This window comes from Brachybacterium sp. AOP43-C2-M15 (assembly GCF_052446295.1).
Taxonomy (GTDB): domain Bacteria; phylum Actinomycetota; class Actinomycetes; order Actinomycetales; family Dermabacteraceae; genus Brachybacterium.
Genome location: NZ_JBQSWB010000008.1, coordinates 30,608 through 46,573 on the forward strand (window position 1 = coordinate 30,608; position 15,966 = coordinate 46,573).

Consider the following 15,966-nt stretch of genomic DNA (forward strand, 5'->3'; position numbering starts at 1 on the left):
GCGCGGAGGCGCCCTCCCCACCGACCCCTCACCCCAGAGACAGGACGCGACGATGACGATGCAGTCCCCCGCCCCGGCTCCCGACACCCTCACTCCCGACACCCTCACTCCCGACACCCTCACTCCCGACACCCTCACTCCCGACACCCTCACTCCCGACACCACCGTCCCTCCCGTCGAGCGCAGGGCGGATCTCGTCGTGATCGGCGGCGGGCTCGGCGGTGTCGCCGCCGCCCTCACCGCCGCCCGGCTCGGCCTGCGCGTGCTGCTCACCGAGAGCGATCCCTGGCTCGGGGGCCAGCTCACCGTGCAGGGCGTCCCGCCGGACGAGTCGCGGTGGGTCGAGTCCCACCCGAACTCGGCGAGCTACGCCGAGTTCCGGGAGCTGGTGCGCGAGCACTACCGACGGCACGCCCCCCTCACCCCCGCCGCAGCGGCGGATCCGCGGCTGAACCCCGGCGCCGGCGGCGTCTCCCGGCTGTGCCACGAGCCCCGCGTCGGCGCGCTGGTGCTGGAGGAGATGCTCTCCCCATACCTCTCCGACGGCCGTGTCCAGTGGCTGCGCGAGCACGAGCCGGTCGCGGTCGAACGGGACGGGGACCGGGTCGCGGCGGTGAGGGTCCGCGACCGGCGCACCGGTGTCGGGATGCGGCTCAGCGCACCGCTGATCGTCGATGCGACCGAGCTCGGCGACCTGCTCGAGCTCGGCGGGGTCGACCACGTCATCGGTGCCGAGTCGCACCAGGAGCACGGCGAGCTGCACGCCCCCGAGGTCGCCGACCCCCTCGACCAGCAGGCGATCACCTGGTGCTGCGCGCTGGAGTGGGCGCCCGGGCACGAGGAGCCCGTCCCGCGGCCCGCGCTCTACGAGCGCTTCGCGACCGTGGTCGCGGACTTCTGGCCGGGCCCCCAGCTCTCCTTCACCGACGTCCACCCGATCACCCTCGAGACCCGCCACCGCTCGCTGTTCGTCGGCGACCCCGCCGAGCAGGAGGAGACCGCCCCGACGAACGACCTGTGGCACTACCGCCGCGTCCGCTCCCGCGCCCTGCTGGACCCGTCCGCTCCAGGTGGGGAGATCACCCTGGTCAACTGGCCTCAGGTCGACTACTGGGACCGGCCGCTGCTGGGGGTCGGCGCGGAGGAGCGGGCGCTCGCCGAGCACGAGGCCCGCCAGCTCACCCTGTCGCTGGTCCACTGGCTGCAGACGGAGGCCCCGCGCCCCGACGGCGCGAACGGCGGCCGCGGCTATCCCGAGCTCCGCCTTCGTGGGGACGTGCTGGGAACGGCCGACGGGCTGGCCCGTCAGGCCTACATCCGCGAGTCCCGTCGGATCCGGGCGCGCTTCACGATCACCGAGGAGCACATCGGCCGCGAGATGCGCGGCGAGTTCGCCGGCTCCGCCGAGTTCCCGGACACCGTCGGCACCGGGCACTACCGGATCGACCTGCATCCCTCCACCGCGGCCCGGACCTACGTGGACATCGACTGCTTCCCCTTCCAGATCCCGCTGGGCGCCCTGATCCCGACCGACGTCGCGAACCTGCTCCCCGCGAACAAGAACATCGGCACCACCCACATCACCAACGGCGCCTACCGCCTCCACCCCGTCGAGTGGTCGATCGGGGAGGCCGTGGGCGCGCTCGCCGCGATCTGTCGCCGCGAGGGCGCGGACCCGGCCGCCGTGCACGACAGCGCCGAGCTCACCGGGCAGCTGCAGGGCCTGCTGCGCGAGGAGCTGGGGGTGCGGCTCGAGTGGCCCGAGGCGATCCGCAGGCGCCTGCCGGAGGCGGAGGGGTCGGCGGCCTGAGCACCTATCCGTCCAGCACGTACTCCGTCGCCTCGAGCGCGTCGAGGGCGAGCCGGGCGGCACCCAGGGGGACGACGTCGTCGCCCAGCACGGACAGCGCCACGGCCGGGACGTTGATGCACATGGCACCCAGCTGGGACCGCACCGCCTCGAGGAAGGGCTCCCCGCCCACCGTGAGCTCCCCGGCGATGACCACCAGCTCCGGATCGAGCACGGAGACCAGCACGGAGGCCGCGCGTGCGAGTGGTGACGGCGTCTCTCGCGTGAGCGGGGCAGAGGTGGGGGAATGGAGGCGCGATTCCCCCAACTCTGCCCCGCTCGGCGTCTGGTCCCGCTCGGTGGGGCAGGGGTGCCCCGCTCGGCGTCGGGACCCGCTCGGTCAGGCAGGGGTGTCCCGCTCGGCTCCGGTGGCCTCGGCCCCGTGCCCACGGGCCCCGGCGCGGTCAGCCCTTCGGCGGAGGTGCGTCGGTCCCCGGGCCGGCGGAGGGCCCGTCGGCCCTCATCGTCCCCTGGGCGGTCTCGGAGATGATCACGTCCGAGGGGTCGGCCGCGCCGGCGCCCCGACCGAACTTGCGGTGCGGGGCCTGCTCCTCGAAGATGCGCGCCGCGCGCAGCGAGTCCACCTCGCCGACCACCGGGTTCGGCTGGTGCGTGGCGCGGGTTCCGCCGTACAGCGACACCAGGTTCATCGCGACCGCGCGCTGGTTGCGGTGACCGATCATCTTGGTGATGTGCACGCCCAGCCAGGCGGCCCAGCCGATCGAGCCCGAGAGCCCGCCGAGCACCGGGATCTCGGCGATCGCGGCGTGGCGGCCGATGGTGGCCATGGTGCCCAGGTCGGTGTACGCGAACTTCTTGCGCGGCTTGCGGGCGACCTCGGCGGCGATGTTCCGGGCCGCGGCCTGGCCGGTCTGGATCGCGGGCTGCGCGAGCTGGGGCAGTGGGTCGTCCTGGGCGGCGATGTCACCGGCGGCGTAGACCCCGGGGAAGCCCTTGACCTGCAGGTAGTCGTCCACGGCGAGACGCCCGCGCTTGTCCTGGGGGAGCCCCCAGCTCGAGACCTGCTCGGCGATGGCGACGCCGGCGGCCCAGATGGTGATGTCGGACTCGACGACGGTGTCGTCGTCGAGGACCACGTGGTCGTAGCCGACCTCCTTCACGCCGCGGCCCAGGCGCAGCATCACGCCGCGGTCGCGCAGCTCCTCGGCCGCGTAGCCGCGGTACTTGGTGCTGAACTCCTTGAGCACCTCGTCGCCGCGCTGCAGCACCGTGACCTGCAGAGTCCCCGGATCCATCTCGGGATAGAGGATGTCGAGCTCCTGCATGCGGAAGTCCGCCAGCGCGCCGGCGATCTCGACGCCCGTCGGCCCGCCGCCCACGATCGCGACGTGCAGCTTGTCGTGGGTGAGCCCGCTCTCGCGGCTCGAGCGCTCCAGCTCGGAGAAGATCCGGTCGCGGATCGCGAGCGCCTGGGAGCGCGTGTACATCGGCATCGCGTGCTCCTCGGCGCCGGGGGTGCCGAAGTAGGTGGTCGTCGCACCGCTGGCCACGATCAGGTAGTCGTAGGTCAGCTCCTGGATGCCGCGCTGGCCCTCGTCCATGCGCACCACCTTGCGCTCGGGGTCCACGCCCTCGACCTCACCCTGGCGGTAGCGCATGTTCGGCACCTTCAGGGACAGGCCGCGCAGGAACATGGTGACGTCGCCCGGGTTCAGGCCGGCGGTCGCGACCTGGTACAGCAGCGGCTGGAAGGTCTTGTAGACGTTGCGGTCGATGAGGGTGATGCGCACCCGGGCGTCGCGCAGCGCCGTCACCGCGTGCGCGCCGGCGAATCCGCCGCCGAGGATGATCACGTGCGGCCAGCTCGCGCCGTCCTTCGCGGGAACGGTGGGGCGGCGGCTGAGGAACGGCATGACCATGGGGGAGGACTCCTTGGTGACGCGTCGACGGCCCGGTGGCGGCTCGTGGTCGGCCGGGTCGTGATCCGCGTCCGAGGTGGGGAGAGTGCGTCGGAGAGTACGGGCTGCGGTCGGTGCCGAGCGCGATCCGACGGGCCGGATCCGAGGTCGTCGGGGCCGGGGCCGCGCGGGCGCGGTCAGCAGTGGTCCGTCCGAAGTCCTGGGGAATGCTACCCACAACCGCGCAGCGGCGTCGGAGCGTTGCCGGGACTTCCTGACGTGCATCACATGGGCGGGCATGCTACCGGTGACCGCGGTCTCCCGCGAGCGCAGGGGGCGGCCGACGGGGGCGCCGCGGCGCCGACGCCGAAGGTCAAGCATCGGTCAAGCCCAGGTCATCCGGGGGTCGGTAACCTCCGCGGGGGCATCGCGGATGATGAATTTTCGATGACGGTGTGCGCCTGTTCTCCCGAAAACCGGGCGTGTCGCGCAGGATGTGCGGTGAGATGACATGGCGCACATCTGCGCCTCCCGTCCCCCGCGCCTCCCGTCCCCAGGAGCCTCCATGATCGACACCCCCGCCCGTCGGATCGCGCGCGGCGCATCCGTCGGCCTCGGCGCCGCAGCGCTCGCCCTCGCCACGGCCGTCGTGCCCCTCGGCGCCGCCGCCGCCGAGCCCGGCGACGAGGTCACCCTGATGACCTTCAACGACTTCCACGGCGCTCTCGACTCCGGGGACGCGTTCGCCTGCACCGTCGCGAACGTCCAGGCGCAGAACCCCAACAACGCGCTGCTCTCCGCCGGCGACAACGTGGGCGGCAGCGCCTTCGTCTCCGCCGTCGCGAACGACGAGCCGACGATCGACTTCCTCAACGCCCTGGGCGTGGACGCGGGCGCGATCGGCAACCACGAGTACGACCAGGGCCAGGACGACCTCCTCGAGCGCATCGAGCCGCGCACGGACTTCCCCGACCTGGCGGCGAACGTCTACCAGGCCGACGGCACGCGCCTCCACGACCCCTACGCGATCGTCGACGCCGGGGACGTGCGGGTCGCCGTGGTCGGCGCCGTCACCACCAAGACCGTCGGCAAGGTCAGCCCCGCGGCCATCGAGGGCCTCGAGTTCCGCGACCCGGTCGACTCGGTCAACGAGGCGATCGAGGAGCTCACCGCCTCCGAGGACCCCGAGGACGAGTACGACGTGCTCGTGGTCTCGTACCACGAGGGTGCGAGCGGGAACGGGGAACCGGGCAGCGCCCCGGCCAACTCCGACCCGATCTTCGACAAGATCGTCGAGCAGACCTCCGCGGAGGCCGACGCGATCTTCAACGGCGACTCCCACCAGACCTACGCCTACGACGCCCCGGTGCCCGGCGAGGACGGCGAGGTCCGCCCGATCGTCCAGACCGGCGCGAGCGGCGCGAACCTCGGCGCCGTCACGCTCCAGCGCGACGACGAGGGCGACTGGGACGTCATCGACGGCGGCACCGAGCTGATCCCGACCTCCGAGGCGGACTTCGAGGCCTGCGCGGGCGCCGAGAACTACGAGGCCGCGAAGACCGTCGCCGAGGAGGCCATCGCCGAGGCGGAGGTCCTCGGCGCCGTGCCCGTCGGCTCCGTCTCCGCGGACGTCACCACCTCCTGGGACGACACCGTGGCGCAGTACGGCGAGGACGGGACGCGCGAGTCGATCACCCCGGTCGGCGACCAGGCCAACACCAAGGGCGACGACCGCTCGCGGCACTCCGCCGCCGGCGACATGCTCGCCGACTCCATGAAGTGGTACCTCGAGGACTCCGGCCTCGACGGCGAGCACGAGGTCATCGGCTTCATGAACCCCGGCGGCATCCGCGCCGAGCTCTGGTACGAGGCCGCGGGCGCCGAGGGCGACGGCGTGGTCACCTACGCCGAGGCCAACTCCATGGTCCCCTTCGGCAACACGCTGAACTCCGGCGAGGTCACCGGTGACCAGCTGAAGCAGATGCTCGAGGAGCAGTGGCAGCGCAGCGCCGACGGCACGGAGTCCAGCGAGTTCCTCGCCTTCAGCGTCTCCGAGAACGTCGAGTACGTCTTCGACTCCACCCGTGAGCTGGACGACCGCATCGTCGAGATCCGCATCGACGGCGAGCTGATCGACCCCGACGCCACCTACACGATCGTCACCGCGAGCTTCCTCTTCGAGGGCGGCGACAACATGTGGGCCCTCTCCGAGGCGGAGAACGTGCAGGACAACGGGGTGCTGGACCGTGACGCCTTCGTCCAGTACCTCGAGGCGAACGAGGACCTCGCGCCCGGCTACGCCCAGCGCCAGCTCGAGCTGCAGATCCTCGACGGCGGCGAGTACGACTCCGAGGCCGGCGTGGACCGCGACCCGGTGCTGCGCATCGGCGGCGTCGAGTCCCTCAGCCTGGGCGCGCCCCAGATCGAGACCGTGGTCGTCGACGCCGGCGAGTACGGCACCTTCGAGGCGCCCTACGAGCACGTCGAGGACGCCGGGGCCCTGTTCGCCGACGTCACCCTCACCGACTGGCTGTGCGTCCCCGAGGGCACCGTCGTGCCGCTGACCGTCACCGCGATCCCCGAGACCGGCACCGAGATCGTCGTGGAGATCCCGTCCTTCACCTGGACCTCGGGCGGTCCTCCGGACGAGTGCTTCGACGACGGCGACGACACCACCCCGCCGCCGGACGACGAGGACGACGCCACCCCGCCTCCGGGCGACGAGGACGACGACGCCACCACCCCGCCCCCGGGTGACGGCGAGGACGACGCCACCACGCCGCCTCCCACCGGGGACGACGACTCCACCGATGACGGTTCCACCGGCGGCACCGTCACCCCGATCGTGGACGAGGGCGCGCGCAGCGACCTGCCCCGCACCGGCTCGGAGCTCGCTCCCTACGCCGCGGCGGCCGCCGTGCTCTCCCTGCTGGGTCTGGGCGCCCTGGGCCTGCGCCGGCACCTGAGCCGCGACTGAGCGATCCCATGGAGACGGGGAGGTCGGGCTGCGTCCCGGCCTCCCCGTCTCCGCATCCGCACCTCCCGCAGCCCGCAGACCGCCCAGCCCGCAGACCGCCCAGCCCGCAGACCGCACAGCTCGCCGACCGCCCCGCCCAAGGAGCATCCCCGCCATGAGCACCCCCACCCGTGAGGGCCTGCGCCGTCGACCGGCCCGGCTCGTCGTCGCGGCCGCCGCCCTCGCCCTCGGCCTGTCCGTGCTGCCCGGCCAGATCCTGCCCGCCCGGGCCGCCGCGGTCACGCCCGGCGATCTGCGGATCCAGGAGGTCTACGGAGGAGGCGGCAACAGCGGCGCCGCCTTCCGCCACGACTTCGTCGAGCTGGTCAACACCTCGGACACCGACCTCGACCTGACCGGCTGGACCCTCCAGTACGCCTCCGCGACCGGCTCCTTCAACGGCGGGGCGGGCACCCTGGCCCTCAGCGGCACCGTCGCCGCGGGGGAGACCTTCCTCATCCAGCTCGCCGCCGGCAACGGCAACGGGGAGCCGCTGCCCGAGGCGGACCTCGTCGGCGGCATCAACGTCTCCGGCACCCAGGGCGTGTTCGCCCTCTCCGACGCCGCGGGGACCCTGCAGTGCACCGGTGCGACCTGCGCCGAGGACCCGGCCGTGATCGACCTCGTCGGCTGGGGCGCCGCCGCGACCTTCTCCGGCGAGGCGCCCGCCCCGGCCACCACCAACGGCACCTCGATCGAGCGCACGGACGCGACCGGCGAGAACTCCGCCGACTTCGCCGCGGGCACCCCCACGCCGGGTGCGGCTCCGGGCGAGGACGATGACGACGACGGCGACGACGATGACGGCGACGATGACGGCGATGACGAGCAGCCGCCCGCGGAGGCCGTCGAGGCCTCGATCGCCGAGATCCAGGGCACCGGGCCCGCCAGCCCGCTCGTCGGCCGGCACGTCCTCACCGAGGGCGTGGTCACCGCGGTCTACGCCACCGGCGGACTGAACGGCTACGTCCTCCAGGCCGCCGGCACCGGCGGAGCGCTGGACTTCTCCACCCACACCGGCTCCACCGCCGTGTTCGTGCATTCCCCGACGACCGCCTCCGAGGTCGCGATCGGCGACTCCGTACGCGTGCGGGGCGAGGTCGGCGAGTACTTCGACTCCACGCAGATCTCCGTCGGCCCCGACGGCCTCGAGCAGCTCCCCGAGCCGCTCGACCCGGTCGAGCCCGCGACCCTCGAGGGCGGGTTCCCCACCGAGGAGGAGCACCGCGAGAGCCTCGAGCACATGCTGTACCTGCCGGGAGAGGGTGACTTCACCGTCACCGACACCTACGACACCGGCCGCTTCGGCGAGGTGACCCTCGCGATCGGCGACGAGCCGCTCGTGCAGGCCGGGGACATCATGCGCCCGGGCGAGGAGGCCACCGCCCACCACGAGAGCCTCGCGGAGCAGATGGTGCTGCTGGACGACGGCCGCACCACGAACTTCTCCACCACCCCCACCGAGCCGATGAGCTGGCTGACCACCGAGGAGCCGGTGCGGGTCGGGGCCGCGGCCACCTTCACCGAGCCCGTCGTGGTCGCCTACTCCTTCGACCAGTGGCGGCTGAACGTCACCACCCCGTGGACCTCCGCGGGCAGCGACGGCGTCGACTTCGAGAACACCCGCCGGGACGCGCCCGACGAGGTGGGCGGCGACCTGCGCCTGGCCACCTTCAACGTCCTGAACTACTTCACCACCCTCGGTGAGGACACCCCCGGCTGCGAGCCGTACACCGACATGGACGGCGAGGGCGCCACGGTGCGCGGCGGCTGCCTGCCCCGCGGCGCGTGGGGCGCCGACGACCTCGAGCGCCAGCAGTCCAAGATCGTCGAGGCGATCTCCGGCACCGGGGCCGACGTGGTGGGCCTGACCGAGATCGAGAACTCCGCCCGCCTGGGCGAGGAGGCCGACGAGGCGACCGCCACCCTGGTGGACGCGCTCGACGCGCACGACGGCGAGGGCACCTGGGCCTTCGTCCCCACCGGCGAGGCCTACGCCGAGCTCGGCCTGGACGGCGGGCAGGACGTCATCACCAACGCGATCCTCTACAAGCCCGCCGCGGTCTCCCCGCAGGGCGGCGCGCAGATCCTCGCCGGCGACGACGCCTTCGACAACGCCCGCGAGCCGATCGGGCAGGTGTTCGTGCCGGCGCAGGCCGAGGGCGGTGCGCAGGGAGAGGGCGAGCCGTTCTTCTTCACCATCAACCACTTCAAGTCCAAGGGCTCGGCCGACGCCGAGGACGCGGACCTGCCGGAGGACCCGGTCCAGGGCAACGGCCGCACCTCCCGCCTCCAGCAGGCCGAGGCGCTGCGGACCTGGGCGGAGCGGACGGCGGACGAGCTCGGCGTGGAGGACGTCTTCCACGGCGGCGACTTCAACGCCTACACCCAGGAGGAGCCGCTGCAGCTGTTCTACGAGCAGGGCTTCGTGAACCTCGGCGAGAGGCACGACCCCGAGGGCTGGTCCTACAGCTTCGGCGGGATGGTCGGCTCGCTCGACCACGTGATCGCCAACCCCTCGGGCGCCGAGCGCGTCACCGGCGCCACGGACTGGCAGATCAACGGCGCCGAGCCGGTGATGGCCCAGTACGGCCGCTACAACAACAACCTCACCGACCTCCACGAGAGCGGCCCCTTCGCCTCCTCGGACCATGACCCGATGGTCGTGGGCCTGGACGCGCGGTACGAGGAGGCGCCCGCCCTCCCGGACCTCCGCGACGTGCGCGCCTCGCACCCGTACTCCGCGGAGATCCTGTGGGCGGCCCAGCACGCGATCCTGCCCGCCGGGGAGGACGGCACCTTCCGGCCCGCCCGGACGACCTCCCGCGCGGACCTCGCGGCCGCGCTGCACGTGATGGCCGGCGCCCCCGCCGCGGACGCGCCGGGCACCTCGCCCTTCGCGGACGTCGCCGCCGACCACCCGCACTACGAGGCGATCCTCTGGGCCGACGGCGAGGGGATCCTGACCGCTGACGACGGGTCCTTCCGCCCGGGCACGGTCCTCACCCGCGGCGTGCTCGCCGAGGCGCTGCACGCCGCGGCCGGCTCCCCCGAGGTCGAGGCGCCGACGGGCGATGCGCAGGCCGACGCGATCGCCTGGCTGCAGGCCGAGGGGCTCGACGAGGGGATCGTCGACGGTGAGGACTTCCGGCCCACCACCCGCGTGGACCGCGCGGAGGCCGCGGCCTTCCTCCACCGGGTCGACCGCTCCTGAGCGGACAGCGGAGGCAGGCCGTGACCGGCGGCAGCGCCCCCGACGGGGGCGAGGGCACGCTCGCACGTCGGCTCGGTCTGCGCGACGCGGTCGTCCTCGGCCTCGCCTCGATGCTCGGCGCGGGGGCGTTCGTCTCCCTCGGCGCGGCGCAGGACCTCGCCGGGGCGCTCGCCCCGCTCGCGGTGCTGATCGCCGCGGGGGTGGCGCTGTGCAACGCCCTCTCGACCGCCCAGCTGGCCGCGCAGCACCCGGCCTCCGGCGGCACCTACCACTTCGGCCGGGAGCGGCTCGGACCCTGGTGGGGCTTCCTCGCCGGCTGGTGCTTCGTGCTGGGGAAGATCGCCTCGTGCGCGGCGATGGCTCTGGTCATCGCGGCGCACCTGGTGCCCGACTCCGCCCAGCGGATCGTGGCCGCGCTGGTGGTCGTGGTGCTCACCGCGGTGAACCTGGTGGGGATCACCCGCACCGCGGCGCTCGCCCGGGCACTGGTGGTCATCGCGATCGCGGCGCTGCTGCTCACCGCGGGCCGGCTCCTCGTCGGACTCGGCACGGGAGCAGGCGGATCCGGCGCGGGTGCGGGTGCGGCCGATGCCGCCGCGGGCGGGACCCTGGTCCCCGGTCCGCTCGCCGGTGCCGCGTCGGGGTTCTGGGACGGCGGGCCGGTCGCCCTGCTCGGGACGGGCGGCGGACCGGTCGCGCTCGCCCTCGCCGTGGCGCAGGCCGCGGCCCTGATGTTCTTCGCCTTCGCCGGATATGCGCGGGTGGCGACCCTCGGGGAGGAGGTCGTCGATCCTCGGCGCACCATCCCCCGCGCGATCGTCCTCGCCCTGGCCGTGGTGACGGGGCTGTACCTCGTGCTCTCGGCGGTGCTCGTGCTCGTCGGCCCCGCGCCGGGCCGCGGCGGATGGGGGCCGGCGCCCTTCCGCGCCGCGCTCGAGTCCGTGGGCGCCGGTGGACCCTGGCACGTCGTCCTCACCGTCGGAGCGGTGGCGGCCGCGAGCGGAGCCCTGCTGGCGCTGATCGCGGGAATCTCGCGCACCGTGCTCGCGATGGCGCGCGAGCGGGACCTCCCGGGAGTCCTCGCCCACGTCGCGCCCCGGTTCTCCGTGCCCCAGAGGGCGGAGCTCGCGGCGGGCCTCGCCGTGCTGCTCCTGGTGCTGCTGGCCTCGGACGTGCTGGTCGCGATCGCCGCGTCCTCCTTCGGCGTGCTGCTGTACTACGCGATCGCGAACCTCGCGGCGCTCACCCAGGACGGGCAGTGGCGGCTGACCCCGAGGGCCGTGCAGCTGGCGGGGCTGCTCGGCTGCGTGCTGCTGGTCGCCTCGCTGCCGGGCCGCACGATCGCGTCCGGAGCAGTGCTGGTGCTGACCGGGCTCGCCCACCGAGGCGTCGTCCTGGCCGCGCGCCGCTCCCCGTCCCGCTCCGGCTCGAATAAGTCTTGACTTATATAGCGTGGATGGGGAGGATGGCCGCATGCACGCGCTCGACGTCCTCGGCGACCCGGTGCGGCGACGGATCCTCGAGCTCCTCGCCGACGACGGGGAGCTGAGCGCGGGCGCGATCGGCGCGAGCGTGCAGCGGGAGTTCTCGATCAGCCAGCCCGCCGTCTCCCAGCACCTGCGGGTGCTGCGCGAGCACGACTTCGCCACCGTCCGGGCCGAGGGGCGGCGCCGTCTCTACGCGGTCGACGCCCGTGGCCCCCGAGAGGCCACGGACTGGCTGAGCCCCTTCGAGCGCTTCTGGCACCCGACGCCCGACGCTCCCGGCCCCGACCCCGCACCGGGCGCCCCGCCCGTCGCGACCCCCACCCCGAAGGAGACCTGACATGGTCGACGTCCCCGTCCAGCTGCAGTCCGTCACCCGCTCGTACCGTCTCGCGCAGGAGGCCGGCGCGCCCGCGCACGTCCAGTCCCTCGAGCAGACCTATCCCGCCGCGATCGACGACGTGTGGGACGCCGTCACCTCCGCCGAGCGGATCCCGCGCTGGTTCCTGCCGATCAGCGGCGACCTCCGCCCGGGCGGTCGCTACCAGTTCGAGGGACAGGCCGGCGGCGAGATCCTCTCCTGCGACCCGCCCGCCGACGGGACGGCCGAGTTCCGCGTCAGCTGGGAGGCGATGGGCAGCACCTCGTGGGTGAGCGTGCGCCTGGCCGCCGAGGGCGAGGACGCCACCCGGTTCGAGCTCGAGCACACAGCGCGCACGGCCGACGTCCCCGCCGAGATGTGGGAGACCTTCGGTCCCGGCGCCACCGGGGTGGGCTGGGACGGGGGCCTGCTGGGCCTCGCCCTGCACCTCGGCGCGGTCGAGGGCACCCTCTCCCCGTCCGAGGCCGAGGCCTGGGCGGGCACCGCGGAGGGACGGTCGTTCTACCGGGGCGCGGCCGACGGCTGGGCCGTGGCCCACGCCGCCGCCGGGGAGGACGCCGAGGCCACCCAGCTGCAGGCCGACGCCACCTACGGCTTCTACACCGGCACCGGCACGGTCGCCGAGCAGAGCTGATCGGGCTCAGACCGCCCGGGCGAGGACGACGTGCTCCCGCCCCGGGCGGTCCGGGGCGTCGCGGATCTCCTCGACCTCGAACCCGGCGCTGTGCAGGGTGGAGCGCAGCTCGGCCTCGTCGCGCCAGCGCAGGGTCGAGGTGGAGGTCAGCGTGGTGCCGTCCTCGAGACGGAACTCGTCGGAGAAGGTCACCAGCGGCAGCGCCACCTCGAACCCCGTCGGCCGCACCGCCACCCGGCCCACGCCCGGCACCTCGTGCACCACCTCGTCGGTCGCGGCCTGCCACTCCTCCCAGGCCCGCCGCTCCGGACGCCGGGACTCGAAGACCAGCGTTCCGCCGTCGCGCAGTGCGGCGCGGATCCCGTCGAGGGTCGCGCTCCAGGCGTCATCGGTGAGGAACACCTGCGCGACGTTCCCGGTCATCACCGCCGCGTCGGCCGCGAGCGGGGGGAGGTCCTCGGCGGTGCCGTGGATCCAGTCCACCGCCTCGCCGCCGGGCTTCGCCCGGGCCACCTCGAGGGAGGCGAGCGCGGGATCGACACCGGTCAGGGCCAGGCCCTCGGCCGCGAGCCGCGTCGCGAGGGAGCCGGTCCCGCAGCCCACGTCGATGACGGTGCGGGCGCCGAGCTCGGCGAGGATCTCCCGGTAGTGGTCGAGGTCGTCACGCTCGCCGTCGAAGGTGTCGTAGCAGGCGGCCAGCAGCGGATCGGCGAAGATCGCGTCGGGGCCGGGCTGCCGGACGGACGTCGTGGAGGTGTCGGACGTCGTGAGGGTGTCGGACGTGGGGGAGGTGTCAGAAGTCGTGGAGGCGTCGGACATGGGCCGACACTACGGGGCCGGGTCGACGAGCACGAGGAGTTTTCGGGCCGGCGAGCGAGGAGCGGACCGGCTCAGGTGAAGGCGGTCCACGTGGTGTCCGCGTCGATCAGCCAGTGGTTGCGCAGGGTGAGCGCCCGCTCGGTCGCCGCGAGGGCGCCGGCGACGAGCAGCGCGGTGTTCGCCCATCCCGGCAGCTGGATCGGGGAGGTGAAGGTGCCGACCCGCTCGGCCACCGGGTCCAGGCTCGTGACGAGCTCCGCGGCCTGCGGGAGCATCACCACCAGGCCCAGAAGGAGCACCACGATCGCGAGCAGCCCGATGGCCCTGCTCGCCCCCGGGTGCCGATCGCCGAAGCGCGCCCGCCGCCCTTCGAGCGAGCGTCGGTGCGGGCGCAGGGGCCGGGCCGTCCCGCCGCCGGTGGGCGTGTGATGCATCCTGGTCAGGCCGTAGGTGCTGGTCGCCACCTCGATCACCCCGTCCTCGACCTCGAAGGCCACCGGCGGGTTCGCGATGTGCACCTGCCGTCCGTCGCGGTGGAGGGCGACGGGGGCGTGCCGGGCGCCCTCGGCGATCTTCCCGCCCTCGAGCTCCGTGGCGAGGTAGCGGACGTCCACCGCGTACGGCGCGGGCCGGCCCGCGGACTCGTCGGGGTCCAGGAAGAACTGGGTGCGGGTGAACGTCTGCCACCAGCGCAGGTCCTCGAGCATGCGGCCGTCGCCGGGCTTGGCGCGGCGCAGTCGGCGCGAACGATGCAGTCGCGTGAACATGATCCTCCCGGGCAGGGCGGCGCGGTGCCGCGGAGCGTTCTCTTCCTCCATTCCACCCTCCCGGTCGCACCGCACGCCAGTGCGAACTGTCATCTCCTCCCAAGGGAGGATCGGAGCGGGAGCACAGGGAGGATCGGAGCGGGAGCATCTGCTGAGCGGCCCCGAGGGGAGGACGGCGGGAGGCGCGACCGGCCCGTCCGGTCGGCGTGCTCAGCCGGCCCGCAGCTCGTGCGGCAGGTCCTCGAGCAGGCGCAGCCACAGCTCGGAGGCGGCCGGGTAGCTCGGCACCGCGTGACGCAGCACGTGCACCGGCACGGAGCCGACGATCGCGATCGTCGCCGCGTGGAGCAGCTCGGAGGCCTCGGGGCCCACGAAGGTGGCGCCCACCAGGGTGCGGCTCCGGAGATCGACGACCAGCTGGGCGGTGCCGGTGACGTCGTCCCGGAGCAGCGCCGAGCCGGCTGCGCCCCCGAAGGGCACCTGCGCGGTGACCACCTCGTGCCCGGCCTGCCGGGCTTCGGCCTCGGTGAGCCCGACGGCGGCGACCTGCGGATCGGTGAACACGACCTGCGGGACCGGCACCTGCTCCGGCACCGGCTCGAGGGCCTCGCCGGTCGCCCCGGCGCGGATCGCCTGCCCGATCACCCGGGCGCGGTACTTGCCCCAGTGGGTCAGCGGCGCCTCGCCGCCGGCATCGCCCACCGCGTGCAGCCACGACGGCAGCGAGGATCCTGACCCGGCACCGGACCTGGTGACGTCCTCGGGCGCGAGGCCGAGAGCCTCGAGACCGACGTCGGCCAGTCGCGGCACGCGCCCGGTGGCGACCAGGACCTCGTCGGCGCTGATCTCCCGTCGGCCCTCGTGGTCCTGGACCTGCAGGCTCACCCGTCCGCCGTGGAGCCGGCCGAGGCCGGTCTCCTGCGCCTCCGCGCGCTCGCCCGAGGTGACCGAGGTGCCCAGCAGCACCTCGACGCCGAGCCGGTCCAGGGCCTCCTGCACGTGTCGGCCGGCGAAGGGCTCGTGGCCGGCGAGCAGCGACCGGCCGCGCACCAGCAGCGTGACGCGGGAGCCGAGCGCCGCCATCCAGGTCGCGGCCTCGACGGCCACCACGCCGCCGCCGACGATCAGCAGCTCGCCCGGGATCTCCCGCACCCCGGTGGCGTCGCGGGAGGTCCACGGAGCCAGGGACGCGAGCGCCTCCGGGAGGCGCGGCCGTGATCCGGTGGCCAGCACCACGGCGCGGCGGGCCCTGACCCGGACGGTGCCTGTGCCTGTGCCTGTGCCTGTGCCTGTGCCTGTGCCTGTGCCGGCTTCCGCGGCGTTGCCGGCGTCGACCAGAACCTCCTTCTCTCCGACGAGCCGGCCGTGACCGCGCACCACCTGCATCCCGGCGCTCTCGGCCCACTGCACCTGCCCGGCGTCGTCGTAGTGCGAGACCCAGGTGTCGCGCCGGGCGAGCAGCTCCTCGCGGTCGACCTCCGGGGTGGTGATCCCCGGCAGGTGCGCGGCGGCGTCGGCGACGGCGAGCGGTCGCAGCAGCGCCTTCGACGGCATGCAGGCGTAGTAGGAGCATTCGCCGCCCAGCAGCTCGCCCTCGATGAGCACGGCCGTGAGGTCGGTGCCCTCGATCGCGTACTGGGCGACATTCTCGCCCACGGGACCTCCGCCGAGGACGACGACGTCGGCGGTGATCTCGGTGTCCGGGGCGTCGGCGGGGGTGGTGAGTGCGGACGAGCTGGAGAAGGGTGCGGACGGAGCGTCGGTGGCCATGCCCGCACGCTACGCCGCCATCGCTCCCGCCGCGCCCCCGCGGGAGCGCAGATGTGCCGGGAGTGCGCTCCGGGCCCGTCCGGGTCCGCCCGTGTCCGTTCCGGTTTGCCCCGGGGCCGCCCGACGTCCCGCCCGACGTCCCGCCCCGATGTCCCGCCCCGATGTCCCGCCC

11 protein-coding genes are annotated in these 15,966 nt (G+C 73.9%); 6 read left to right on the forward strand and 5 right to left on the reverse strand.

Annotation, left to right across the window (positions count from 1 at the left end):
* The first annotated feature begins 52 nt into the window (after positions 1–52).
* Positions 53–1,810: an FAD-dependent oxidoreductase gene (locus tag ACT3SP_RS10160; protein ID WP_444587169.1), complete on the forward strand. Its 1,758-nt coding sequence runs from the start codon at positions 53–55 to the stop codon at positions 1,808–1,810.
* A 4-nt stretch (positions 1,811–1,814) separates the two neighbouring features.
* Here ACT3SP_RS10160 and ACT3SP_RS10165 read toward each other — a convergent pair whose 3' ends face one another.
* Both ACT3SP_RS10165 and ACT3SP_RS10170 read right to left on the reverse strand, forming a co-directional pair.
* Complete coding sequence (locus tag ACT3SP_RS10165; RefSeq protein WP_444587170.1) at positions 1,815–2,024, reverse strand: hypothetical protein; 210 nt, start codon at positions 2,022–2,024, stop codon at positions 1,815–1,817.
* A gap of 229 nt (positions 2,025–2,253) precedes the next feature.
* On the reverse strand, positions 2,254–3,729 hold the full coding sequence (locus ACT3SP_RS10170) for an NAD(P)/FAD-dependent oxidoreductase (protein WP_444587171.1): 1,476 nt from the start codon (positions 3,727–3,729) through the stop codon (positions 2,254–2,256).
* Between the two features lie 544 nt (positions 3,730–4,273).
* Between ACT3SP_RS10170 and ACT3SP_RS10175 the strand changes: the two genes are divergently transcribed.
* The 5 genes from ACT3SP_RS10175 to ACT3SP_RS10195 all read left to right on the forward strand — a co-directional run bounded on the left by ACT3SP_RS10175 (position 4,274) and on the right by ACT3SP_RS10195 (position 12,438).
* On the forward strand, positions 4,274–6,685 hold the full coding sequence (locus ACT3SP_RS10175) for a 5'-nucleotidase C-terminal domain-containing protein (RefSeq protein ID WP_444587172.1): 2,412 nt from the start codon (positions 4,274–4,276) through the stop codon (positions 6,683–6,685).
* 154 nt (positions 6,686–6,839) lie between these two features.
* Entirely contained in the window at positions 6,840–9,938 is a 3,099-nt protein-coding gene (locus ACT3SP_RS10180; protein ID WP_444587173.1) for an ExeM/NucH family extracellular endonuclease, read from the forward strand.
* Positions 9,939–9,958: 20 nt separating this feature from the next.
* A complete protein-coding gene (locus tag ACT3SP_RS10185; protein ID WP_444587174.1) occupies positions 9,959–11,380 on the forward strand; it encodes an APC family permease in 1,422 nt (473 codons plus the stop codon).
* A 31-nt stretch (positions 11,381–11,411) separates the two neighbouring features.
* Positions 11,412–11,762, forward strand: coding sequence for an ArsR/SmtB family transcription factor (locus ACT3SP_RS10190; protein ID WP_444587175.1), 351 nt, complete (start codon positions 11,412–11,414; stop codon positions 11,760–11,762).
* Position 11,763: 1 nt separating this feature from the next.
* Positions 11,764–12,438: an SRPBCC domain-containing protein gene (locus ACT3SP_RS10195; RefSeq protein WP_444587176.1), complete on the forward strand. Its 675-nt coding sequence runs from the start codon at positions 11,764–11,766 to the stop codon at positions 12,436–12,438.
* 6 nt (positions 12,439–12,444) lie between these two features.
* On the opposite strand, the gene ACT3SP_RS10200 is transcribed toward ACT3SP_RS10195, so the two are convergent.
* The 3 genes from ACT3SP_RS10200 to ACT3SP_RS10210 form a co-directional block, all read right to left on the reverse strand.
* Positions 12,445–13,257: a class I SAM-dependent methyltransferase gene (locus ACT3SP_RS10200; RefSeq protein WP_444587177.1), complete on the reverse strand. Its 813-nt coding sequence runs from the start codon at positions 13,255–13,257 to the stop codon at positions 12,445–12,447.
* A gap of 71 nt (positions 13,258–13,328) precedes the next feature.
* Entirely contained in the window at positions 13,329–14,075 is a 747-nt protein-coding gene (locus tag ACT3SP_RS10205) for a hypothetical protein (RefSeq protein WP_444587178.1), read from the reverse strand.
* Positions 14,076–14,234: 159 nt separating this feature from the next.
* Positions 14,235–15,794 carry a dihydrolipoyl dehydrogenase family protein gene (locus ACT3SP_RS10210; RefSeq protein WP_444587179.1) on the reverse strand — a complete coding sequence of 520 codons (1,560 nt, stop codon included), beginning with the start codon at positions 15,792–15,794 and terminating at the stop codon, positions 14,235–14,237.
* Between the last annotated feature and the right edge of the window lie 172 nt (positions 15,795–15,966).

Excerpts from the sequence above, each read along its gene's own strand:
- ACT3SP_RS10205 (WP_444587178.1), bottom strand. The coding sequence starts at position 14,075 with ATGGAGGAAGAGAACGCTCCGCGGCACCGCGCCGCCCTGCCCGGGAGG.
- ACT3SP_RS10195 (WP_444587176.1), top strand. The coding sequence starts at position 11,764 with ATGGTCGACGTCCCCGTCCAGCTGCAGTCCGTCACCCGCTCGTACCGT.
- ACT3SP_RS10170 (WP_444587171.1), bottom strand. The coding sequence starts at position 3,729 with ATGGTCATGCCGTTCCTCAGCCGCCGCCCCACCGTTCCCGCGAAGGAC.
- ACT3SP_RS10180 (WP_444587173.1), top strand. The coding sequence starts at position 6,840 with ATGAGCACCCCCACCCGTGAGGGCCTGCGCCGTCGACCGGCCCGGCTC.
- ACT3SP_RS10160 (WP_444587169.1), top strand. The coding sequence starts at position 53 with ATGACGATGCAGTCCCCCGCCCCGGCTCCCGACACCCTCACTCCCGAC.
- ACT3SP_RS10175 (WP_444587172.1), top strand. The coding sequence starts at position 4,274 with ATGATCGACACCCCCGCCCGTCGGATCGCGCGCGGCGCATCCGTCGGC.
- ACT3SP_RS10200 (WP_444587177.1), bottom strand. The coding sequence starts at position 13,257 with ATGTCCGACGCCTCCACGACTTCTGACACCTCCCCCACGTCCGACACC.
- ACT3SP_RS10190 (WP_444587175.1), top strand. The coding sequence starts at position 11,412 with ATGCACGCGCTCGACGTCCTCGGCGACCCGGTGCGGCGACGGATCCTC.
- ACT3SP_RS10210 (WP_444587179.1), bottom strand. The coding sequence starts at position 15,794 with ATGGCCACCGACGCTCCGTCCGCACCCTTCTCCAGCTCGTCCGCACTC.